20 protein-coding genes and 3 tRNA genes are annotated in these 21,874 nt (G+C 70.2%); 22 read left to right on the top strand and 1 reads right to left on the bottom strand.

Features of this window, described 5'->3' with window-relative positions; translation table 11 throughout:
• Positions 1–128: 128 nt before the first annotated feature.
• Positions 129–443, top strand: coding sequence for a DivIVA domain-containing protein (locus tag QSK20_RS15535; RefSeq protein WP_285789293.1), 315 nt, complete (start codon positions 129–131; stop codon positions 441–443).
• Entirely contained in the window at positions 443–700 is a 258-nt protein-coding gene (locus QSK20_RS15530) for a hypothetical protein (RefSeq protein WP_285789292.1), read from the top strand. The genes QSK20_RS15535 and QSK20_RS15530 overlap by 1 nt, the downstream gene beginning before the upstream one ends.
• 90 nt (positions 701–790) lie before the next feature.
• Here QSK20_RS15530 and QSK20_RS15525 read toward each other — a convergent pair whose 3' ends face one another.
• Complete coding sequence (locus QSK20_RS15525) at positions 791–1,240, bottom strand: Rv0361 family membrane protein (protein WP_285789291.1); 450 nt, start codon at positions 1,238–1,240, stop codon at positions 791–793.
• A gap of 613 nt (positions 1,241–1,853) precedes the next feature.
• Between QSK20_RS15525 and QSK20_RS15520 the strand changes: the two genes are divergently transcribed.
• The 20 genes from QSK20_RS15520 to QSK20_RS15425 all read left to right on the top strand — a co-directional run bounded on the left by QSK20_RS15520 (position 1,854) and on the right by QSK20_RS15425 (position 21,647).
• Positions 1,854–2,006 carry a hypothetical protein gene (locus QSK20_RS15520; protein WP_285789290.1) on the top strand — a complete coding sequence of 51 codons (153 nt, stop codon included), beginning with the start codon at positions 1,854–1,856 and terminating at the stop codon, positions 2,004–2,006.
• Positions 2,007–2,076: 70 nt separating this feature from the next.
• Positions 2,077–4,605, top strand: coding sequence for a bifunctional diguanylate cyclase/phosphodiesterase (locus QSK20_RS15515; RefSeq protein WP_285789289.1), 2,529 nt, complete (start codon positions 2,077–2,079; stop codon positions 4,603–4,605).
• Between the two features lie 107 nt (positions 4,606–4,712).
• A tRNA-Thr gene (locus tag QSK20_RS15510) sits at positions 4,713–4,785 on the top strand.
• Positions 4,786–4,811: 26 nt separating this feature from the next.
• Positions 4,812–4,884: transfer RNA gene (locus tag QSK20_RS15505), tRNA-Met, on the top strand.
• A 129-nt stretch (positions 4,885–5,013) separates the two neighbouring features.
• The gene (gene rpmG / locus QSK20_RS15500; RefSeq protein WP_013288652.1) at positions 5,014–5,181 is read left to right on the top strand and encodes a 50S ribosomal protein L33; all 168 of its coding nucleotides are present in this window, start codon (positions 5,014–5,016) and stop codon (positions 5,179–5,181) included.
• A gap of 110 nt (positions 5,182–5,291) precedes the next feature.
• Complete coding sequence (locus QSK20_RS15495) at positions 5,292–5,738, top strand: MaoC family dehydratase N-terminal domain-containing protein (protein ID WP_285789288.1); 447 nt, start codon at positions 5,292–5,294, stop codon at positions 5,736–5,738.
• A 34-nt stretch (positions 5,739–5,772) separates the two neighbouring features.
• Complete coding sequence (locus QSK20_RS15490) at positions 5,773–6,165, top strand: MaoC family dehydratase (protein ID WP_285789334.1); 393 nt, start codon at positions 5,773–5,775, stop codon at positions 6,163–6,165.
• Positions 6,166–6,293: 128 nt separating this feature from the next.
• A tRNA-Trp gene (locus tag QSK20_RS15485) sits at positions 6,294–6,366 on the top strand.
• Between the two features lie 208 nt (positions 6,367–6,574).
• Complete coding sequence (gene secE, locus QSK20_RS15480) at positions 6,575–6,967, top strand: preprotein translocase subunit SecE (RefSeq protein ID WP_088982038.1); 393 nt, start codon at positions 6,575–6,577, stop codon at positions 6,965–6,967.
• Positions 6,968–6,996: 29 nt separating this feature from the next.
• The gene (gene nusG, locus QSK20_RS15475) at positions 6,997–7,719 is read left to right on the top strand and encodes a transcription termination/antitermination protein NusG (RefSeq protein ID WP_285789287.1); all 723 of its coding nucleotides are present in this window, start codon (positions 6,997–6,999) and stop codon (positions 7,717–7,719) included.
• A gap of 185 nt (positions 7,720–7,904) precedes the next feature.
• Positions 7,905–8,336, top strand: a complete 432-nt coding sequence (rplK, locus tag QSK20_RS15470) for a 50S ribosomal protein L11 (protein ID WP_285789286.1) — start codon at positions 7,905–7,907, stop codon at positions 8,334–8,336.
• 83 nt (positions 8,337–8,419) lie between these two features.
• Entirely contained in the window at positions 8,420–9,136 is a 717-nt protein-coding gene (rplA, locus tag QSK20_RS15465; protein WP_145836987.1) for a 50S ribosomal protein L1, read from the top strand.
• Between the two features lie 75 nt (positions 9,137–9,211).
• Positions 9,212–10,129 carry an ATP-binding cassette domain-containing protein gene (locus tag QSK20_RS15460; RefSeq protein ID WP_285789285.1) on the top strand — a complete coding sequence of 306 codons (918 nt, stop codon included), beginning with the start codon at positions 9,212–9,214 and terminating at the stop codon, positions 10,127–10,129.
• Positions 10,126–10,818, top strand: coding sequence for a hypothetical protein (locus QSK20_RS15455; protein WP_285789284.1), 693 nt, complete (start codon positions 10,126–10,128; stop codon positions 10,816–10,818). The genes QSK20_RS15460 and QSK20_RS15455 overlap by 4 nt, the downstream gene beginning before the upstream one ends.
• Before the next feature lie 348 nt (positions 10,819–11,166).
• Complete coding sequence (gene rplJ, locus QSK20_RS15450; protein WP_285789283.1) at positions 11,167–11,712, top strand: 50S ribosomal protein L10; 546 nt, start codon at positions 11,167–11,169, stop codon at positions 11,710–11,712.
• Between the two features lie 54 nt (positions 11,713–11,766).
• Complete coding sequence (rplL, locus tag QSK20_RS15445; protein ID WP_088982045.1) at positions 11,767–12,156, top strand: 50S ribosomal protein L7/L12; 390 nt, start codon at positions 11,767–11,769, stop codon at positions 12,154–12,156.
• Positions 12,157–12,729: 573 nt separating this feature from the next.
• Positions 12,730–16,170: a DNA-directed RNA polymerase subunit beta gene (gene rpoB / locus QSK20_RS15440; RefSeq protein WP_285789282.1), complete on the top strand. Its 3,441-nt coding sequence runs from the start codon at positions 12,730–12,732 to the stop codon at positions 16,168–16,170.
• 87 nt (positions 16,171–16,257) lie between these two features.
• Positions 16,258–20,151, top strand: coding sequence for a DNA-directed RNA polymerase subunit beta' (locus QSK20_RS15435; protein ID WP_285789281.1), 3,894 nt, complete (start codon positions 16,258–16,260; stop codon positions 20,149–20,151).
• A gap of 105 nt (positions 20,152–20,256) precedes the next feature.
• The gene (locus QSK20_RS15430) at positions 20,257–20,625 is read left to right on the top strand and encodes a hypothetical protein (protein ID WP_285789280.1); all 369 of its coding nucleotides are present in this window, start codon (positions 20,257–20,259) and stop codon (positions 20,623–20,625) included.
• Between the two features lie 638 nt (positions 20,626–21,263).
• Positions 21,264–21,647 (top strand): hypothetical protein, encoded by a 384-nt coding sequence (locus tag QSK20_RS15425; RefSeq protein ID WP_285789333.1) that lies wholly within the window; start codon positions 21,264–21,266, stop codon positions 21,645–21,647.
• Positions 21,648–21,874 lie beyond the last annotated feature (227 nt).

Genomic DNA, 21,874 nt, shown 5'->3' with positions numbered 1-21,874 from the left:
TGGTGCCGTACCGCTGATGGAGCTGCGGTGGCAGGTGCCGGGCGGTCCGCCCGTGCGCGGCGGACGGGTGGGCCGCCCATCCAGGTCAGCGGGGATACGTCGCTACGGCGACAGAGAGGCGGAACGGTATGCGGACCTTCTTCCGGCTGGGCGGCCGACGCCACCGGTCCCGGGGCGAGAGGAAAGCGGGCCTTTACCGGTCGAGGGCGTACGCCCCGCTGCGGTCCTGGCAGGTGCGCGGGCGGAGATTCCCGTCGACCGGGTTCCTTCGGCGCGGGCTTGACCCGGATGAGGTGCGGCGGTTCCTCGACCGGGTGGCCGACGACCTGGCCGCCGCCCACGACGAGCTGTACCAGAGCCGGGAGGAGGCCAGCCGCGTCAAGGACGCGCTGCGTCGCTGGCAAACCGAGTACGCGACCGCGCGCAACGAGCGGGCGTGCTGATGCCCGAGCGGTTTGTGATTCACCTGCCGGTGACCGCCGCCGACCCGATCGCCGCAGCGCGACTTGCCCGGGTGCTCGCCCGCTGGGCGAGCATCCTGCCGGCCACCGACCCCGGCGAGACCACTGTCTCGTACGAGGACGAGCAGGGCGTACGGCGTCGGGTGTTCTGCGACGCCCGGATGCCCGGCGGTCGGCGCTGCCTGCTCCGGCTCGACCACGACGGCCCCTGCGCCCGCCGCCTGACAGCCCGCCGGTGACCGGCGCTCCGGTGGTAGCAGGCACCCCCTGCTACCACCTGCACCGCCCAGCTACCGCCCTGCCGCCAGCGTCCCGGGCCGGCGGCACCGCTACTGCTGGCAGACGCGCCAGGCGCCGTCCTCCTTGACCAGCCGGAAGATCTGGGTGGTCTCGGTGCCGTTCTCCTGAGTCAGTCGGACGGTCGCGGTGCCTTCGGTCCGGCCGTTGGTGTTGGCGACGTGCACACCGGTGATGTCGTAGTCGCTCAGCCGGGGCTGGGCTGCCTGCATGCGGGTGAAGTCGGCCTCGCTGACCCGGTTCCGCATGGGAGCGCAGAGCTGCCCGTAGGCGGTCGAGTGGTCGCCACGCCGCACCGCGTCCAGGTACGTGGTGGTGCTGTCCGAGACCGGTGCGACCGCGTCGCTGACGCTGCGGTAGATCCAGAAGCCGCTGATCGACCCGCCGAGGCAGCAGAGAACGAGGACCACGCCGACGGCGATGAGGACGTTCCGCGTGGTGCGGCGGGGAGCGGAGGGGGCCGGGATCGGCTGGTACGTCATGGCAGCGAGGGTAGGGATCCGGTGCCAGGCTTCCCTGCCGGGTTGCTGGCCGCGGGCGTCCTACCCGTTCCGTCCACCCGTGGTCGACCTCGCTCGCCGGGACGGTCGTCCGCACGGCGTCGCCGTCGACGCGGTGGTTGCACTGTGGCCACCCCGTTCTCCGCCGACCGGGTGGCGCACCGCCCACTGTGGCGGCCTCGGGACGCAGCGTGGCGCCGATCTGGAAGTTTTGCCGGCGCGGTGGTCATTTGCCAGGCCAGTTCCCGGTACCCCAATTCCCATCGTTCGACACCTCTCTATTTTTGTCGGTCCTGGGGGCTAGGGTTGAAGGTGCATCCTGGCAGGTGGGGGCGGGTGTGCGAATGGGGGCGATCTTGGGGATTGATGACGAATCACGTACTGCGGCAACATGAGCGGGAAGGTGCAGATGGTGAGATGAACGCCGAAACCAGGGGTAGCTATTCGGAGTCGGGGTAGGTACGAACGGTCCGAAACTGGCCTATCCCCGGTGGGCCCGTTCCCACGCCTCTTTGCTCGATCGGACCTCTGTGGCACGATCGTGGAACCTCCTCCATCCATCTCCCCCTCACCCCCTGTTGACAGGAGCGCACTGATGTCTGGTCGGAAGCCCTTCCGGTTCGCCGCAGTCATGGCGCTGATGGTTTTTGCCCTGGCCGCCGCCGGCTTCTCCGGCACCAACAACAACGCCGGCACCGACTCCGACTTCGAGTGGAGCGCGCCGGTGGTCAACGTCCTCGCCCCCTGAGGTCGGTCCGACGCCGTCGGGAGATCGCTGGTCGGAGGCCCGTTCGAGATACGAGTAACGAGGGAGCCGGATGACGAGCGCTCGCCCGTCGTCGCGCAGATCGACCGACCAGGCCTGGCTGATCACGGGTCCGCTGGCCCTCTTCGCGGTCGTCTGCTCCGTCGCCCTCGCCCTCGTGTCGGACCCGTCTCCGGGTAACCCGATACTGACGCTCACCCTGCTGGTCGTGATGGTGGCGGCCGGCACGCAGGTGCTGCACTTCGTCATCCGCCGGCAGGGACTCACCTTCACGATCAACGAGATCCCGCTGGTTCTCGCCTTCTTCTGGCTGCCGCCGTTGACGGTGGTCGCGTTGAGCGTGGCGGCGGTGCTGATCGTCCAGTTCCGCCGCCGGATCTCACCCACAAAGCTCTGGTTCAACGTCTCCAAGGCCGGTGCCTCGGTGTCGTTGGCCGGCCTGGTGCTGGTCGCGCTGCCGCCGCTGGAGGGCGTGGGCCCACACACCTGGCTGTCCCTGTTCGGCGCGGTCAGCGTGCACACCCTGGCCTCGCTGGCGGCGGTCGGCGGGGTGATCTCCCTGATGCACGGCTGGCAGGCCGGGCGGGAGGTGGTCCGCACCGCCGGTCCGCCCCTGCTGACGTCCGGGATCAACGTGGTCATGGGCCTGGTGGTCCTGATCGCGATCGAGACCACCTGGTGGGCGCTGGTGCTCATCGCGGTGCTGGCGTTCGCGGTGGTCCTGGTCTACCGCTCCTACGCGCAGTTCTTCCGCCAGCACCGCACCCTCGGCGACATGTACGAGCTGACCCGGGCGATGACCGCCAGCGGCCAGGACGGCACCCTGATCGACGTCCTGCTCGCCCGGATCCGCAAGCTCATGCAGGCCGAGTACGCCACGCTCTGGCTGCCCGCCCAGGGCCGGCACTCCGAGGTCATGCTCACCGCCCGGGTGGACACCCCGGGTCTGCTCGACGTCGCCCCCACCCCGGTGGTGGTGCGGGAGGAGGCCCGCCGGGAGCGGCGGACCCTGGTCTGGGGCGCCCGCCTCGACGGGGACGACCGACTGGGGGCCGCTCTGCGCGGCAGTGGCGTGAAGGACGTCATCACCGTGCCGCTGCGCTCCGGCCAGGCGGTGATCGGCACGCTCGAGGTGGTCAACCGGCTCAGTGACGCCGGCCACTTCACCCCGGACGACATCCCCGTCTTCGAGACGGTGGCCGCGCACGCCGCGGTCGCCCTGGAGAACTCCCGGCTGGTCGACCGGCTCCGGCACGACGCGTACCACGACGGGCTGACCAAGCTGCCGAACCGGCGGCGGATCGCCGAGGCGCTCGGCGAGGCGGTCCGGATCCGGGCCCCGGGTGAGGTGGTCGCCGTCCTCCTCTTCGACGTCGACGGGCTGCGCCAGGTCAACGAGTCCCTCGGCCACGCCGCCGGGGACAAGGTCCTCGCCGAGGTCGCCGAGCGGCTGCGCGCGTCGGCCCCGTCGTCGGCCCTGGTCGGCCGGCTCGGCGGGGACGAGTTCCTGCTCACCCTCCGGGTGGAGAGCGCCGACGCGGCCCTGGAGCTGGCCACGCGGCTGCGCGAGCAGATCCGCGACGAGATGGTCTTCGAGCCGCTCACCCTGGACGTGGACACCGCGGTCGGGGTCGCCGTCCACCCGGACCACGGCAGCGACGCGGCCACCCTGCTGCAACGGGTGGAGTTGGCGGCGACCGCGGCGAAGTCCATGCCGGGCAGCATCCAGCTGTTCAGCCCGGCGCTGGAGTCCCGATCGCTACGCCGTCTCGGCATCGCCGGTGACCTGCGACAGGCCCTCGACGAGGGCGGGGTCGAGGTCTACTTCCAGCCCAAGGTGACCCTGCGCGACCGGCGACTGGTCGGGGTGGAGTGCCTGGCCCGCTGGGAGCACCCGGCGCACGGCTCGGTCACGCCGGAGGACTTCGTCGCGGTGGCCGAGCACACCGGCCAGCTCGGCCGGCTCACCGAACTGGTGCTCCGGGAGGGGCTGCGGCGCAGCCGGGACTGGACGCACGCCGAGCAGCCGCTCTCCGTCGCGGTCAACCTCTCCGCGCGTACGCTCACCGACCGGCACTTCCCCGACCAGGTGCGCGAGCTGCTGGACGAGTACGACGTACCGCCGCAGCGCCTCACCTTCGAGATCAAGGAGACCGGGGTCCTGGACGGCACCGACCGCCCGATCCCGACCCTGCGCCGCCTGCGCGACCTCGGTGTCCGCCTGTCGGTGGACGACTTCGGCACCGGCTCCTTCTCCCTGGCCTACCTGCGCCGGCTGCCGGTGCACGAGGTGAAGGTGGACCGCTCCTTCGTCCAGGGCATGGCGACCGACCCGGGCGACCTGGCGATCGTCAACGCCGTGGTGACCCTCTCCCAGCAGTTCGGCCTGGCGGTGGTGGCCGAGGGGGTGGAGAGCGAGCTGACCCTGGAGCTGCTCCAGGACATCGGCTGCGACATCGGCCAGGGTTTCCTGTTCAGCCGTCCCCTGCCGTACGAGCGGCTGGAGGCGTGGTTCGGTGCCCAGGCGGAGGTCGAGTCGCTGCCCGGCGCGGACGTACGCCGTCTCCGTGTAGTGCCCTGACCTGCGCCGATTCCCGTCGCGGCGGGGATGGGGGGATCCGATTTCACCTCCCGGGCTCCGCCGTGTACTGTTACCCCTGCGCGACGCCCTCCGGGGTGGTCGGGTAGGCCCCCTTAGCTCAGTCGGCAGAGCGTCTCCATGGTAAGGAGAAGGTCTACGGTTCGATTCCGTAAGGGGGCTCAGAGGGTCCGGCTGGACCCGCCTGCGGCGGTGTAGCTCAGATGGCAGAGCAAGCGGCTCATAATCGCTGTGTCGCCGGTTCAAGTCCGGCCACCGCTACTCTCGTCCTCCGGGCCGATGTCCGGTGGGCGGTGAACGGGCGCCAATGGCGCCCACTTTGCGTGTCCGCGTAGTCAGCGCGTAAGCTACTACGCCGTAGTTGATCCTTAGCGAGGAAGGCACTCCGCCGTGGCGAAGGCTACCGATGTCCGGCCGAAGATCACTTTGGCGTGTGTGGAGTGCAAGGAGCGCAACTACATCACGCGCAAGAACCGCCGTAACGACCCGGACCGCATCGAGCTGAAGAAGTTCTGCCCCCGGGACGGCAAGCACACCGTCCACCGCGAGACCCGCTGACCCGGCGGCCGGTTTCCGCCGGTCCGCTCAGCTTCCGACGCCGATCCGGCGCGCACGGCTTTCGCCCGTGCGCGCCGGATCGGCGTTTTTCGTCCGTGTAGGTTCTCCGCATGTCACTGGACCCGTCCTTCGTCGGCCGGAGCTACCCGCCGACCGCCCCCTACCAGGTGGGCCGAGAGAAGATCCGTGAGTTCGCCACGGCGATCGGCGCCACCGACGCGGCCCACCACGACCCGGAGGCCGCCCGGGCCCTCGGCCACCGCGACGTGGTCGCCCCGCCGACCTTCCCGGTGACGATCACCATGGCGGCGAGCCGCCAGATCGTCGACGACCCGGACCTCGGGGTCGACTACAGCCGGGTCGTCCACGGCGACCAGCGGTTCGCCTACACCCGTCCGGTGGCCGCCGGGGACGAGCTGGTCTGCGTCAACCACGTCGAGGCGATCGACAACCGGGGCGGGCACGGCTTCCTGACCATCCGGACCGAGGTCTCCACGGTGGCCGACGAGCCCGTGGTCACCGTCTGGACGAAGCTCGTCGTACGCGGGGAGGACTGAGATGGACACGGTGACCGACGCGGGGAAGGCCCGGATCGAGCTGCCCGCCCAGACGTACCGGATCACCCGGGCGGACCTGGTCCGCTACGCGGGCGCCTCCGGCGACTTCAACCCCATCCACTGGAGCGACCGCTTCGCCACCGGCGTGGGACTGCCCGGGGTGATCGCGCACGGGATGTTCACCATGGCGCTGGTCGGGCGGGCGGTCACCGAGTGGGCCGGCGCGCCGGACGCGGTGGTCGACTACAACGTCCGCTTCACCCGTCCGGTGGTCGTGCCGGACGACGACCAGGGCGCCGAGATCGAGGTCACCGCGAAGGTGCGGGAGATCACCGAGGACGGGCTCACCCGTCTCGACCTGACCGCCACCTGCAACGGCGAGAAGGTCCTCGCCCAGGCCCGGGCGACCATCCGCGCACCCCGCTGACCTGCGTTTCGACCCGCCAGGGGCAGACCGGTTGGGAAAGTGGACCCACTACCCGTACACTGGTCCGCCGTGGGGCAAGTGACCCCTGCACCTTCCTGCGTGTCGGTGTGGGGTGAGCAGTGCCGCACAGGGGTGTAGCTCAATTGGCAGAGCAGCGGTCTCCAAAACCGCAGGCTGCAGGTTCAAGTCCTGTCACCCCTGCGCCTCAGGCCTGACCGTTTCGTGGGTCGCGCCGCCTGCCGGCGGCGTTCGGCCCGTGGTGGTGGCATCGGCAGGATGGCTCCGAGGCATCGGGCCCTTCGGCTGATCCGCTGGCCGCGGCCCGTCGCGGGACGGTTGGTCCGGCCGGCGTGACCAGCGCCGCGCACGTCCGACAACGTGCGACCCGACATCCGCGACGGAGGGCGAAGTGGCCGACAACAAGCGCCGCGGCGAGGACGCCGGCGACGACCGTCTCGACGACGAGACCGTCGAGAGCGTCGCCGACGACGAGGACGCCAACGACGCGGAGGAGCCGGTCTCCCGGGGCGGGACCGCGACCCGGTCGCGGACCAAGGCCGACTCGGCCGACAGCAAGCCGAGGACCAAGTCGGACGACAAGGTCGGGTTGTTCGGGCGCTTCGCGCGGTTCATCCGCGAGGTCGTGGCCGAGCTGCGTAAGGTCATCTGGCCGACCCGCAAGGAGCTGCTGACCTACACCGCGGTGGTGGTCGCGTTCGTGACGGTGGTCACCGCGCTCGTCGTCGGACTCGACTTCGTGTTCGCCAAGGGTGCGCTGGTGGTCTTCGGCGGATCCAGCTGACCAAGCGATAGTGACGGAAGTGAGCGAGCGTGCCTGAGTACGACGAGACCGCCGGACCCGCGGACGAGCAGTCCTCGGTGGTGACGGCGTCGGGTGACGAGTCGGTCGAGGCCGCCAGCGAGCCGGAGTTCGCGCTGACCGAGCCGGCGCCGGAGGAGGACTTCGACCCGGTTGCCGAGCTGCGGCAGAAGCTGCGCTACGCGCCGGGCGACTGGTACGTGGTGCACTCCTACGCGGGCTACGAGAACAAGGTCAAGACCAACCTCGAGACCCGGATCACGTCCCTCGACATGGAGGACTACATCTACCAGGTCGAGGTGCCGACCCGGGAAGAGGTCGAGGTCAAGAACGGCAAGCGCCTCCAGGTCCAGAACAAGGTCTTCCCGGGTTACATCCTGGTCCGGATGGAGCTCACCCCGGAGTCGTACTCCTGCGTCCGCAACACCCCGGGTGTCACCGGCTTCGTGGGGGCGACCGACCGGGCCGACCGCCCGGCCCCGCTCTCCCTCGACGAGGTGCTGAAGTGGCTGGCCCCGGCGGTGGAGACCGAGCAGAAGAAGGCGAAGCCCGAGGTCAAGGTTCTCGACTTCGAGGTCGGCGACTCGGTCACCGTCACCGACGGCGCGTTCGCCTCGCTGCCGGCCACGATCAGCGAGATCAACGCCGACCAGCAGAAGCTCAAGGTGCTGGTGTCGATCTTCGGCCGGGAGACCCCGGTGGAGCTGAACTTCAACCAGGTCACCAAGATCTGACGTGGCGTCCGGGGCGGTGGGCGTGGCCCGCCGCCCCGAACCGTGTCCGTCCCGGCCCTCACCGCAAGGGGCGGCAGCGGGCTGCGCTACCCTAGAACGTCGCCCCGCTCTGTCGTGCTGACCGTGCGCGCATCGAGCGGGACGCGCCAGCATCACTTTTCCCGTTCCAAGCCCCAGGAAGAGACATGCCTCCGAAGAAGAAGCTCGTCAAGACGTTCACGCTTCAGCTGCCGGCGGGCCAGGCCACTCCGGCGCCGCCGGTCGGCCCCGCGCTCGGCCAGCACGGCGTGAACATCATGGAGTTCTGCAAGACCTACAACGCGCAGACCGAGTCGCAGCGGGGTGACATCGTCCCCGCGCAGATCAGCGTGTACGAGGACCGGTCCTTCACCTTCGTGCTGAAGACCCCGCCCGCCGCCCGGCTGCTGATCAAGGCCGCCGGCGTGCAGAAGGGCTCCGGCGTGCCGCAGAAGGACAAGGTCGGCTCGGTCACCCGTGCCCAGCTGCGCGAGATCGCCGAGAAGAAGATGGCCGACCTCAACGCCAACGACCTCGACCAGGCTGAGAAGATCATCGCCGGCACCGCCCGGTCGATGGGCATCATCGTCAACGACTGACCTCGGCGACCCGACACCGAATTCGTTCGTGGGAGGGCGCACGATGCACGGCGCCCGCCAGAGACCACAGGAGTAGTCAGAACATGCAGCGCAGCAAGAGCTACCGCAAGGCCGCCGAGGTCATCGACCGGTCGAAGCTGTACACCCCGGCCGAGGCGGTCAAGCTCGCCAAGGAGACCACCGCCGTCAAGTTCGACGCCACGGTCGAGGTCGCCATGCGCCTCGGCGTCGACCCGCGGAAGGCGGACCAGATGGTCCGGGGCACGGTCAACCTGCCGCACGGCACCGGCAAGACCGCCCGCGTGATCGTCTTCGCCGCCGGCGCGAAGGCCGAGGAGGCCGCCGGCGCCGGCGCCGACGAGGTGGGCACCGACGAGCTGGTCGCCCGGATCCAGGAGGGCTGGCTGGACTTCGACGCGGCCATCGCCACGCCGGACCAGATGGCCAAGATCGGCCGGATCGCGCGGATCCTGGGCCCGCGCGGTCTCATGCCGAACCCGAAGACGGGCACGGTGACCATGGACGTCGCCAAGGCCGTCACGGACATCAAGGGCGGCAAGATCGCCTTCCGGGTGGACAAGCACTCGAACCTGCACCTGATCATCGGCAAGGCGTCCTTCTCCGAGACGCAGCTGATCGACAACTACGCGGCCGTCCTCGACGAGGTGCTGCGGGTCAAGCCGTCCGCCGCCAAGGGCAAGTACCTCAAGAAGGTCACCCTGACCACCACGATGGGCCCGGGCGTCCCGGTCGACCCGAACCTGGTGAAGAACCTGCACGAGGCCTCGGCCGAGGGCTGACGAACACCCGATCGGGGCGTCGCCACCGTTGGTGGCGGCGCCCCGATTCGTGTCTCCTGTGGCAGGCTCGTCGGCATGCGGCTGGAGAACGTCTCGGTGCGCTACCACCGGCGGGGCCCGTGGGTGCTGCGGCAGGCGGACGCACAGGTCGAGCCGGGCGAGGTGGCCGTCGTCCTCGGTCGCAACGGAGCCGGGAAGTCCACCCTGCTCCAGGTGGCGGCCGGGGTGCTCCGGCCCACCCGGGGCCGGGTCGTCGACCGCCCCCGCCACGTCGGCTGGGTGCCGGAGCGGTTCCCCGCCGACCAGCCCTTCACCGTGGCGTACTACCTCACCGCGATGGCCCGGGTCGCCGGGCTGTCCGCCGCCGAGGCGGACCGGGCGGTCGACGAGTGGACGTCCCGGCTGGGCATCGCCGGCTTCCGGCGGGTTCGCCTGCCCGACCTGTCGAAGGGGACGGCACAGAAGGTCGGCCTGGCGCAGGCGATGCTCCGGCTGCCCGGCCTGCTGGTGCTCGACGAGCCCTGGGAGGGGCTGGACGCCGCCGCCCGCGACCTGGTGCCGCTGGTGGTCGACGAGGTGCTCGCCGCCGGTGGTCGGGTCCTGGTCAGCGACCACCGCAACGAGACGCTCCGGCTGCCCGGAGCGCGACACTGGACGGTCGCCGACGGCACGGTGACCGAGCGCGCCGCCGAGGCGGAGGGCGTGGTCGTGGTCGAGGTGGCCGTGCCCGCCGCGCGGGTCACCGGCGCCGTCGCCCGGTTGCGCGCCGCCGGCCACCAGATCCTGCGGGTACGCGCCCCCGAACCGACCGGGGACGGCCCGGAACCCGACACCGGGCCGACGGGCGACGGGGCCGGGTCGGATGACGGGGCGGCCGGCGACGGGGTGACGACCGGTGGTCCGGGGCCGGACGCCGGAGCGGGTCCGGACGTCGGGGTGGGCCCGCGACGACCGACGGACGGCACCACCGTCCCGGAGGGGGCGGCCCGGTGACCGCGCTGGTCCGGCTGCGGCTGGCGGGCTTCCTGCGTACCGGCCGGATCCTCGCGCCCCTGCTCGCCGGCCTGGTCGTGCTCGGGGTCCTCTACGGCGGGGGCCGAGCCCAGCCGGCCGAGGCGTACGGCGTCTCGGCGGTGGTCCTCTTCCCGGTGCTGGCCTGGCAGACCAAGCTGCTGTTGGACGTGGAACCGGACGTGCAGCGCCGGATGGCGCTGGTGGCGGTCGGCAGCCGCCGCCGGGAGCAGGTGGCCGGCCTGGTCGCCGCCACGGTGGTGGCGCTCGGCACGGTGGCGTTGGCGTTGCTGCTTCCGTGGCCGCTGGGCGGGCTGGCGGGTCCGGTGGCCGCCGACGACCGGCCCCTGCCGGTGGGGATCGCGCTGGGACTCTGGGCCCACCTGCTCGCCGTGCCGGCCGCCGTGGCGCTCGGCGCGCTGGCCAGTCGTGCCTGCGTCGGTAGCACCGGGTACGGCGTCGCGGTGCTCGCCGTCGGCTCGGTCGCCGCGGTGGTGTTCGGCCGTTCCGGTTCGGCGCTGCCGTGGCTCGCGCCGCCGGTGATGCCGACCGCGCGGGCCACCGCGGCCGGGGTGGCGATACCTGCGGCGCTCCTGCTCACGGGTTGGGCGGTGCTCTGGAGCGGGGTGGTGCTGGCCGGCTACGCCTGGCGTCGTCGGCTGCGGGGTTGAGACCGACCGGGGTGACCGAGCCCACGTCGGGTCGATTTGGCGGTGGGGGAGGGGTCGCGTAGTCTTCCCGTGTTATCCAGAGTAATTTGGATGAGGTACCACCCAGAGACCGCTGGTCACCGTGCTCCGGCACGGTCGAAGGTCCCGCGACATGACGGGCGACCCGCGTAGGGCGGCAAGCGAAAACCGGTTCGTTGGCACGTGGTCCGCCGACTGCGTCCTGATCTGCCGGCCCTCGCCCCGTGCGCCCTGCGCCGGGGCTTTTCTCGTTACCCGCGATTCCTCCGCCACCACCGACGCCGCCCGGCTTCGGTGGTGACCAGCCTGGCGCAACGAGAGAGGAGGGACATGGCGGACAAGCCGATCCGGGCCGACAAGGCCACGGCCGTCGCCGAGCTGACCGAGCAGTTCCGGGGCGCCGGCGCCACCGTGCTGACCGAGTACCGCGGCCTGACGGTCGCCCAGCTGACCCAGCTGCGGCGCTCGCTGGGCCGGGAGACCACCTACACGGTCGCCAAGAACACGCTGGCCAAGCGCGCCGCGACGGACGCTGGCATCAGCGGCCTCGACGAGCTGTTCTCCGGTCCTACCGCGCTGACTTTCGTTTCGGGCGACGTCGTCGAGGCGGCGAAGGGGCTTCGCGACTTCGCGAAGGCCAACCCGAAGCTCGTCATCAAGGGCGGTGTCTTCGAGGGCAAGGCCATCACCGCGGCCGAGGTCACGAAGCTCGCCGACCTGGAGTCCCGTGAGGTGCTGCTGGCCAAGCTGGCCGGCGCGATGAAGGGCAACCTGAGCAAGGCCGCGGCCCTGTTCCAGGCCCCGCTGTCGAAGACCGCCCGTCTGGCGGCTGCTCTGCAGGACAAGCGCGAGAAGGAGGGCGCCGAGGCGGCCTGACGGCCTCCCGGCACCCCGGTTCGAACTTCCGTAGATTAGGAAAGGACGCCAGCCATGGCGAAGCTCAGCACCGACGAGCTGCTCGACGCGTTCAAGGAGATGACGCTGATCGAGCTCTCCGAGTTCGTGAAGCAGTTCGAGGAGACCTTCGAGGTCACCGCCGCGGCCCCGGCCGCGATGATGGTCGCCGGCCCGGCCGGTGGCGGCGCGGCCGCCGAGGCCGAGCCGGAGAAGGACGAGTTCGACGTCGTCCTGGAGGCCGACGGTGGCAAGAAGATCCAGGTCATCAAGGTCGTGCGTGAGCTGACCGGCCTGGGCCTGAAGGAGGCCAAGGACGCCGTCGAGGGCGCCCCCAAGGCCATCCTGGAGAAGGTCAACAAGGAGACCGCCGAGAAGGCCAAGGCCAAGCTCGAGGGTGAGGGCGCCAAGGTCACCCTCAAGTGACCTGAGCGTGCCTCGACGGTGTCCGGCTCACGTGAGCTGAGGCACACGACAGCACTCGACGGGCGGTGATCCCAGCACGGGATCACCGCCCGTTGTCGTTCGGTCACCTGGTGGCAGCGCGGGTGAGCTGGGGTTTGGCTCCGGAGCCCGGTGACGCAGCGGTGTCGGACGGTCGCACGGCGGTGGGAAAGAGGGCTCCGGAAGGTGATCAGCCCTTGACGCGACCCCGCCCGGGCAGGCACGCTGACACCTGCAAGACCTTCCACGCTTGCGACGGCCACGCCCGGGGTAAGGGCTGCGGCGGCACCATGCCGCAGCAGACCGGGTGGTCCAGCGGGAGCGCCGCGTTCCGAGCGGCCCGGTAGACCCCGTTTCGGGGGTCCCGAGGCACGTTCCGCGGCGACCTGCGGGGTGGGCTGGACAGCGGTTAGCCTTTCGGCTACACTGCTAGTTTGCGCTGCCTTCCGATCTCGACCCCTGCTCGGAATGTCCGATTGAGGATATTTCAAGTGGGGTCATTGGAGTGCACGCGTACCAGCCGTTCTGCAGCACCGGTCCTCGGAAGGACGCATCTTGGCAGCTTCCCGCCCTGCGAAGACCAGTCGTACGTCGAGCGCTTTCGCTCCCCGCCGTGTCTCATTCGGCAGGATCACCGAACATCTCGAGGTCCCCAACCTCCTCGCCATCCAGAACGAGTCCTTCGACTGGCTCGTCGGCAACGAGGCCTGGCAGGGCCGGTCGGCTGACGACCCGCACGCACGCTCGGGTCTCGCGGAGATTCTCGACGAGATCAGTCCCATTGAGGACTTCTCCGGCACCATGTCGCTCTCCTTCTCGGCACCGCGCTTCGACGAGGTCAAGGCCTCGATCGAGGAGTGCAAGGAGAAGGATCTGACCTACTGCGCGCCGCTCTTCGTGACCGCGGAGTTCACCAACAACACCACCGGCGAGATCAAGAGCCAGACGGTGTTCATGGGTGACTTCCCGATGATGACGCCGAAGGGCACCTTCATCATCAACGGCACCGAACGTGTGGTCGTCAGCCAGCTCGTCCGGTCGCCGGGCGTCTACTTCGACAAGCAGCCGGACAAGACCTCCGACCGCGACCTCTCCAGCGTCAAGGTCATCCCGAGCCGGGGTGCCTGGCTGGAGTTCGACATCGACAAGCGCGACACCGTGGGTGTCCGGATCGACCGTAAGCGCCGGCAGGCCGTCACCGTCCTGCTCAAGGCCATCGGTTGGTCGGCCGAGCAGATCCGCGAGCGGTTCGGCTGGTCCGAGCTGATGATGACCACCCTGGAGAAGGACCACATCGCCGGCCAGGACGAGGCGCTGCTCGACATCTACCGGAAGCTGCGCCCTGGCGAGCCGCCGACCCGCGAGAACGCCCAGACCCTGCTCGACAACCTCTTCTTCAACCCGAAGCGGTACGACGTCGCCAAGGTCGGTCGGTACAAGTTCAACAAGAAGCTCGAAGTCCAGGTGCCGATCACCACCGGCACGCTGACCGAGGACGACATCGTCGCCACCGTGGAGTACCTCTGCCGGCTGCACGCCGGTGAGGAGGGCTACGAGGCCGACGACATCGACCACTTCGGCAACCGTCGGCTGCGTACCGTCGGCGAGCTGATCCAGAACCAGGTCCGGGTCGGTCTCTCCCGGATGGAGCGGGTCGTCCGCGAGCGGATGACCACCCAGGACGTCGAGGCGATCACGCCGCAGACCCTGATCAACATCCGTCCGGTGGTGGCGGCGATCAAGGAGTTCTTCGGTACGTCGCAGCTGTCCCAGTTCATGGACCAGACCAACCCGCTGGCGGGCCTGACCCACCGGCGTCGGCTGAGCGCGCTCGGCCCGGGTGGTCTGTCCCGGGAGCGGGCCGGCTTCGAGGTCCGGGACGTGCACCCGTCGCACTACGGCCGGATGTGCCCGATCGAGACGCCGGAAGGCCCGAACATCGGCCTGATCGGCGCGCTCTCCACCTTCGCCCGGGTCAACCCGTTCGGCTTCATCGAGACGCCGTACCGGAAGGTCGTCGACGGTCGGGTCACCGACCAGATCGACTACCTGACCGCGGACGAGGAGGACCGGTTCGTCAAGGCCCAGGCGAACGCGCCGTTGCTGGCCGACGGCACCTTCGCCGAGGACCGGGTCCTGGTCCGCCGTAAGGGTGGCGAGACCGAGGACGTCGCGCCGTCGGCCGTGGACTACATGGACGTCTCGCCGCGGCAGATGACCTCGGTCGCGACCGCGATGATCCCGTTCCTGGAGCACGACGACGCCAACCGGGCCCTGATGGGCGCGAACATGCAGCGTCAGGCCGTGCCGCTGGTCAAGGCGGAGTCGCCGCTGGTCGGCACCGGCATGGAGTACCGTGCCGCGGTCGACGCCGGTGACGTCGTGGTGGCCGAGGTCGGCGGTGTGATCGAGGACCTCTGCGCCGACTACATCACCATCCACCAGGACGACGGCCACCGCCGGACGTACCTGCTGCACAAGTTCCGCCGCTCCAACGCCGGCTCCTGCGTCAACCAGAAGCCGGTGGTCTTCGAGGGCGACCGCGTCGAGGCCGGCCAGGTCATCGCCGACGGTCCGTGCACCGACGAGGGCGAGATGGCGCTCGGGCGCAACCTGCTCGTGGCGTTCATGACCTGGGAGGGCCACAACTACGAGGACGCGATCATCCTGTCGCAGCGCCTCGTGCAGCAGGACGTGCTCACCTCGATCCACATCGAGGAGCACGAGGTCGACGCCCGGGACACCAAGCTCGGCCCGGAGGAGATCACCCGCGACATCCCGAACGTCAGCGAGGAGATGCTCGCCGACCTCGACGAGCGCGGCATCATCCGGATCGGCGCCGAGGTCGTCCCCGGCGACATCCTGGTCGGCAAGGTCACCCCGAAGGGCGAGACCGAGCTGACCCCGGAGGAGCGGCTGCTCCGCGCGATCTTCGGTGAGAAGGCGCGCGAGGTCCGGGACACCTCGCTGAAGGTGCCGCACGGCGAGACCGGCACGGTCATCGGCGTCCGGACCTTCTCCCGCGAGGACGGCGACGAGCTGCCGCCGGGCGTCAACGAGCTGGTCCGGGTCTACGTCGCCCAGAAGCGGAAGATCCAGGACGGCGACAAGCTCGCCGGCCGGCACGGCAACAAGGGCGTCATCTCCAAGATTCTGCCGGTCGAGGACATGCCCTTCCTGGAGGACGGCACCCCGGTCGACATCGTGCTCAACCCGCTCGGTGTGCCGGGCCGGATGAACATCGGTCAGGTCCTGGAGACCCACCTCGGCTGGGTGGCCAAGACCGGCTGGAACGTCCAGGGCGACGACGACGAGTGGAAGCGCGCGCTGCGCTCGATCGACGCCGCCGAGGCCGAGCCGGACACCAACGTGGCCACCCCGGTCTTCGACGGTGCCCGCGAGGAGGAGATCTCCGGTCTGCTCGCGTCGACCCTGCCCAACCGGGACGGCAAGCAGCTGATCGGGTCCAGTGGCAAGGCGCAGCTGTTCGACGGTCGCTCCGGCGAGCCGCTGCCGGACCCGATCGCGGTCGGCTACATCTACATCCTCAAGCTGAACCACCTGGTCGACGACAAGATCCACGCTCGGTCGACCGGCCCGTACTCGATGATCACGCAGCAGCCGCTGGGTGGTAAGGCGCAGTTCGGTGGCCAGCGGTTCGGTGAGATGGAGTGCTGGGCCATGCAGGCCTACGGCGCGGCCTACGCGCTCCAGGAGCTGCTGACCATCAAGTCCGACGACGTCCTGGGCCGGGTGAAGGTCTACGAGGCGATCGTCAAGGGCGAGAACATCCCCGAACCGGGCATCCCGGAGTCGTTCAAGGTCCTGCTCAAGGAGCTCCAGTCGCTCTGCCTCAACGTCGAGGTGCTCTCCTCCGACGGTGTGGCCCTGGAGATGCGCGAGACCGACGACGAGGTGTTCCGGGCGGCGGAGGAACTCGGCATCGACCTCTCCCGCCGTCCCAACGAGGGTGTGAGCAGCGTCGACGAAGTCTGATCGGGCCGGGTGCGGCGGCGTGAGCCCGCCGCCGCACCCGATCCGCCGAACCATCAACCGAGCTGACTTGATGTGAGGGATAACCAAGTGCTCGACGTCAACTTCTTCGACGAGCTGCGCATCGGCCTCGCCACCGCCGACGACATCCGGCAGTGGTCCCACGGCGAGGTCAAGAAGCCTGAGACGATCAACTACCGCACCCTGAAGCCGGAGAAGGACGGGCTCTTCTGCGAGAAGATCTTCGGTCCTCAGCGGGACTGGGAGTGCTACTGCGGCAAGTACAAGCGGGTCCGGTTCAAGGGCATCATCTGTGAGCGCTGCGGCGTCGAGGTGACCCGCTCCAAGGTGCGTCGTGAGCGCATGGGGCACATCGAGCTGGCTGCCCCGGTGACCCACATCTGGTACTTCAAGGGCGTGCCGAGCCGGCTGGGCTACCTGCTGGACCTCGCCCCCAAGGACCTCGAGAAGATCATCTACTTCGCCTCGTACGTGGTGACGAGCGTGGACGCCGAGTCGCGTCACCGTGACCTCTCCACCATCGAGAACGAGATCCTCGCCGAGAAGCGGCAGTCGGAGAACAGCCGCGACTCGGAGATCGAGAAGCGGGCCGCCAAGCTCGAGGCCGACCTGGCCGAGCTGGAGGCCGAGGGTGCCAAGGCGGACGTCCGGCGCAAGGTCAAGGAGGGCGGAGAGCGCGAGATGCGCCAGATCCGCGACCGGGCCCAGCGCGAGATCGACCGTCTGGACGAGGTGCTCGACACCTTCCGCAAGCTGGAGCCGAAGCAGCTGGTCACCGACGAGCTGCTCTACCGTGAGCTGCGGGACCGGTTCGGCGAGTACTTCACCGGCGGCATGGGCGCCGAGGCGATCAAGGCGCTGGTCCAGAACATGGACCTCGACGCCGAGGCGGAGAACCTCCGCGAGATCATCCGCTCCGGCAAGGGGCAGCGGAAGATCCGCGCGCTCAAGCGCCTCAAGGTCGTCGCCGCGTTCCTGAACACCCGCAACTCGCCGCTCGGCATGGTGCTCGACTGCGTCCCGGTGATCCCGCCGGACCTGCGGCCGATGGTGCAGCTCGACGGTGGCCGCTTCGCGACCTCCGACCTGAACGACCTGTACCGCCGGGTGATCAACCGGAACAACCGCCTCAAGCGACTGATCGACCTCGGCGCGCCCGAGATCATCGTCAACAACGAGAAGCGGATGCTCCAGGAGGCCGTCGACGCGCTGTTCGACAACGGCCGTCGCGGTCGTCCGGTCACCGGTCCGGGCAACCGGCCGCTGAAGTCGCTCTCCGACATGCTCAAGGGCAAGCAGGGCCGGTTCCGGCAGAACCTGCTCGGCAAGCGGGTCGACTACTCCGGCCGTTCCGTCATCGTCGTCGGCCCGAAGCTGAAGCTGCACCAGTGCGGCCTGCCCAAGCAGATGGCGCTGGAGCTGTTCAAGCCGTTCGTGATGAAGCGGCTGGTCGACCTCAACCACGCGCAGAACATCAAGTCCGCCAAGCGGATGGTCGAGCGGCAGCGGCCGGTCGTGTGGGACGTGCTGGAAGAGGTCATCGGCGAGCACCCGGTGCTGCTCAACCGGGCGCCCACCCTGCACCGGCTGGGCATCCAGGCGTTCGAGCCGCAGCTGGTCGAGGGCAAGGCCATCCAGATCCACCCGCTGGTCTGCACCGCGTTCAACGCCGACTTCGACGGTGACCAGATGGCGGTGCACGTGCCGCTCTCCGCCGAGGCGCAGGCCGAGGCGCGGATCCTGATGCTGTCGTCGAACAACATCCTCAAGCCGGCCGACGGCAAGCCGGTGACCATGCCCACCCAGGACATGATCATCGGTCTGTACCACCTCACCCACCTCACCCCGGGTGGCAAGGGCGAGGGGCGGGCGTTCAGCTCGGACGCCGAGGCGCGGATGGCCTTCGACAACGGTGAGCTGCACCTCCAGTCGCCGGTGCGGATCCGGCTGCACGGCGTCACCGGTGTCGACAACGGCGCCGGGGCCGAGCCGTGGGTCGCGCCGGAGGGCTGGGTCGAGGGCGAGCCGTTGATCGTCGACACCACCCTCGGTCGGGTGCTGTTCAACGAGACCATGCCGGTCGGCTACCGCTTCGTGAACTACGAGGTGCGCAAGGGACAGCTCTCCGCGATCGTCAACGACCTCGCCGAGCGGTTCCCGAAGGTGGCCCTCGCGGCCACCCTCGACGGGCTCAAGGAGGCCGGTTTCCACTGGGCCACCTGGTCCGGCGTGACCATCGGCATGGAGGACGTCGTCACCCCGCCGAGCAAGCAGGAGATCCTGGCCCGGTACGAGAAGGAAGCCGACCGGATCGACAAGCAGTACCAGCGTGGTCTCATGACCGGTGAGGAGCGCCGCGGCGAGCTCATCGAGATCTGGACCAAGGCCACCAACGAGGTCGCCAAGAACCTGGAGACCTCGCTGCCCCGGGAGAACCCGCTGTGGAAGATGATCCACTCGGGCGCCCGCGGTAACCTGCTCCAGCTCCGGCAGATCGCCGCGATCCGTGGCCTGGTGGCCAACCCGAAGGGTGAGATCATCCCCCGGCCGATCAAGTCGAGCTACCGGGAGGGTCTGTCCGTACTGGAGTACTTCATCTCCACGCACGGCGCCCGGAAGGGTCTGGCGGACACCGCGCTGCGGACCGCCGACTCGGGTTACCTGACCCGTCGTCTGGTGGACGTCTCGCAGGACGTCATCATCCGCGAGGAGGACTGCGGCACCGACCGGGCGATCCCGATGCAGGTCGGCGAGCGGATCGACGGCAAGCTGGTGGTGCACGAGCACGCCGAGACCGGCGTGCACGCCCGGACGATCGCCGACGACATCAAGGGGCCGGACGGCACCGTCGTCGTCGAGCGGGGCGCGGACCTGAACTCGATCCTGGTCGACAAGATCGTCGCCGCCGGGGTGGAGAACGTCCGGGTGCGCAGCGTGCTGACCTGCGAGTCGAAGCTGGGCGTCTGCGGTGCCTGCTACGGCCGGTCGCTGCCGACCGGCAAGACCGTGGACATCGGCGAGGCCGTCGGCATCATCGCCGCCCAGTCCATCGGTGAGCCGGGTACGCAGCTGACGATGCGTACCTTCCACACCGGTGGTGTCGCGGGTGAGGACATCACCCAGGGTCTGCCGCGTGTCACGGAGATCTTCGAGGCCCGGGTCCCGAAGGGCAAGGCGCCGATCGCCGACACCCCGGGCCGGATCCGGATCGAGGACGGCGAGCGGTCGCGGAAGATCATCGTGATCCCGGACGACGGCAGCGACGAGATCGTCTACGACAAGATCTCGAAGCGGGTCCGGCTGCGGCCGGGCGTGCACGACGGGGGCCACGTCGAGGTCGGCGAGAAGCTCACCGAGGGCACCATCGACCCGCACGAGCTGCTGCGCATCCTCGGCCCGCGCGCGGTCCAGGTCCACCTGACCCAGGAGGTCCAGGAGGTCTACCGCTCGCAGGGTGTGCTCATCCACGACAAGCACATCGAGATCATCATCCGCCAGATGCTCAAGCGGGTGACGGTCATCGACTCCGGCTCGACCGAGTTCCTGCCGGGTGTGCTGGTCGACCGGGCGCTGTTCGAGTCGGAGAACCGCCGACTCGTCTCCGAGGGCGGCGAGCCCGCGGCCGGACGTCCGGTGCTGATGGGTATCACCAAGGCGTCGCTGGCCACCGACTCGTGGCTGTCGGCGGCCTCCTTCCAGGAGACCACCCGGGTGCTGACGGACGCGGCGATCCACGCCCGCAGCGACTCGCTGATCGGCCTGAAGGAGAACGTGATCATCGGTAAGCTCATCCCGGCCGGTACGGGCATCAGCAAGTACCGCAACGTCCGGGTCGAGCCGACCGAGGAGGCGAAGGCCAAGGTCTACTCGATGACCGGCTACCCGGAGACCGACTACGGCTTCGGGCCGGCCAGCGGCCAGGCGGTGCCGCTGGACGACTTCGACTTCGGGTCGTACCGCTAAGTAGTGCCACGACGAGGCCCCCGGCACCTGCCGGGGGCCTCGTCGCATACCGGGCGTCGGCCTCCGCCGACACCCCGGCGACCGGACCGGGGCATGATGGAGGGCATGACGACGGCGCCCGGGCAGCCACCCGCCGTGCGTCAGGGCCTGCGCCATCCGCTCGACCCTGACCCGGCCCGCTCGACGAAGGCCCGGGCGGTGTTCGCCCTCGGGCTGATCGCCGCGCTGACCGGCCTCTTCCTCGGCGGTGTCGTGCCGGCGACCGTGGCGCTGCAACTCTCCCGGCAGGCACGCCGGGAGGCGTACGCCTCGGGGGGTTTCCTGACCGGCGGGTCCTGGCTGCGCCAGGGGGAGCGGCTGGCCTGGATCGGTCTGGGCCTGGCCACGGTGACCGTGGTGCTCGCCGTGGTGTACGGCCTGGTCCGGCTCGCGGAGGCACCCTACACCCAGGACTTCGCGCCGAACGTCAACTGACCCGGCCGTGCCGGGCGGCGTCCCGGCGGTAGCCTGACCCCGGTACCCGCCGCGCGGCGGTGGCCGGTGCCCGTCGACAGGAGGACCAAGTGACCGAACCGGTGCAGCCGTCGGCGGACGCCCCGGCGCAGCCGGCGGTGACCCCCGACGCCGGTTCCTCTGCCAGTCCTGCCCCCGTCCCGGCGGCCCCGACCTCCGACCTCTCCGCCGGGTCGGCTCCCGTCCCGCCGGCGACCCCGGAAGCCGACCCCGCCGTCGGGCCGGCCCCCGTCCCGCCGGCGACCCCGGAAGCCGACCCCGCCGTCGGGCCGGCCCCCGTCCCGCCGGCGACCCCGGGAGCCGACCCCGCCGGCAGCCCGGCCCCCGCGCCGCTGGCGGCGACCCCGGAAGCCGACCCGGTTCCCGCCCCGCCGGCCGTGCCGCCGGCCCTCGCCCGGTCGGCTGCGGCTCCGGTCCCGCCGCCGGTCGGGGCCGACGCCGCCCCGGTGGGAAGCGGTGTGGCTCCGGGGCCCGGTCCGGCGTACCCCGGTCCCGCCGCCGGGCCGTTCCCGTCGCCGTTTCCACCGCCGGGCCCGGCCGGGTATCCGGGCCCGCCCGTGCCGCCACCGCCCCGGGAGGCGGTGCTGCCGCCCAAGCGGATCGACCCCGTCCCAGGTACGCCGTTCGGCGTGGCCCACCTGGAGGTGCCCCCGGTCACCTCCGGCCTCGCGGTGGGCTCGTTGGTCGCCGGCATCACCTCGATCCTGGTCTCCCTGGTGGTCGGCTGCTTCGGCCTGGTCGGTGCCGCCGGGGGCTGGGGGGCCTGGGCAGCCGGAGCGTTCACCCTGCTGGGTGTGCTGACCGGTGCCGGCGCGGTGGTCGCCGGCCTGCTCGGGGCCCGGCAGATCCGCCGGCCGGTGGTGCCGCCGGCGGTCCGGTTCACCGGTCGTGGGCTGGCCGTCGCGGGGATCAGTTGTGGCGCGACCGGGCTGGCGCTCAGCCTGCTCGGGCTCGGTGTGGCGGTGCTCGTCCAGTTCGCCTGAGGCCGGTGCGGGGTCGCCGGGCCGGAACGCGGGGTAGCCGTTACACTTGTTACCCGTAGATGCCCGACGCGGACGGGCAGGTCGTCGGGAGCCGGAAGAGCGGGTACGCATTCCTACCGGACCACCCCGTTTTGACCTGCACGCTTGTGGTAGGTACTCTTTCCCCTTGTGCCCGGCCAGCCCGGGCAACTCGTGCGTGCGCTGGATCCGACGACCCGGTCGTCGGG

Origin of the sequence: Micromonospora sp. NBRC 101691 (assembly GCF_030269285.1) — a bacterium.
In the GTDB taxonomy this organism is placed as follows: Bacteria; Actinomycetota; Actinomycetes; order Mycobacteriales; family Micromonosporaceae; genus Micromonospora; species Micromonospora echinospora.
Note: the sequence above shows the minus strand (reverse complement) of the source record. Positions and strands in the feature narration are given on the sequence as shown.

Bases quoted from the DNA above. Each gene is read 5' to 3' on its own strand.
- QSK20_RS15535 (WP_285789293.1), top strand. From the start codon at position 129: ATGCGGACCTTCTTCCGGCTGGGCGGCCGACGCCACCGGTCCCGGGGC.
- QSK20_RS15530 (WP_285789292.1), top strand. From the start codon at position 443: ATGCCCGAGCGGTTTGTGATTCACCTGCCGGTGACCGCCGCCGACCCG.
- QSK20_RS15525 (WP_285789291.1), bottom strand. From the start codon at position 1,240: ATGACGTACCAGCCGATCCCGGCCCCCTCCGCTCCCCGCCGCACCACG.
- QSK20_RS15520 (WP_285789290.1), top strand. From the start codon at position 1,854: ATGTCTGGTCGGAAGCCCTTCCGGTTCGCCGCAGTCATGGCGCTGATG.
- QSK20_RS15515 (WP_285789289.1), top strand. From the start codon at position 2,077: ATGACGAGCGCTCGCCCGTCGTCGCGCAGATCGACCGACCAGGCCTGG.
- QSK20_RS15495 (WP_285789288.1), top strand. From the start codon at position 5,292: ATGTCACTGGACCCGTCCTTCGTCGGCCGGAGCTACCCGCCGACCGCC.
- rplK (WP_285789286.1), top strand. From the start codon at position 7,905: ATGCCTCCGAAGAAGAAGCTCGTCAAGACGTTCACGCTTCAGCTGCCG.
- rplA (WP_145836987.1), top strand. From the start codon at position 8,420: ATGCAGCGCAGCAAGAGCTACCGCAAGGCCGCCGAGGTCATCGACCGG.
- QSK20_RS15460 (WP_285789285.1), top strand. From the start codon at position 9,212: ATGCGGCTGGAGAACGTCTCGGTGCGCTACCACCGGCGGGGCCCGTGG.
- rplJ (WP_285789283.1), top strand. From the start codon at position 11,167: ATGGCGGACAAGCCGATCCGGGCCGACAAGGCCACGGCCGTCGCCGAG.
- rplL (WP_088982045.1), top strand. From the start codon at position 11,767: ATGGCGAAGCTCAGCACCGACGAGCTGCTCGACGCGTTCAAGGAGATG.
- QSK20_RS15430 (WP_285789280.1), top strand. From the start codon at position 20,257: ATGACGACGGCGCCCGGGCAGCCACCCGCCGTGCGTCAGGGCCTGCGC.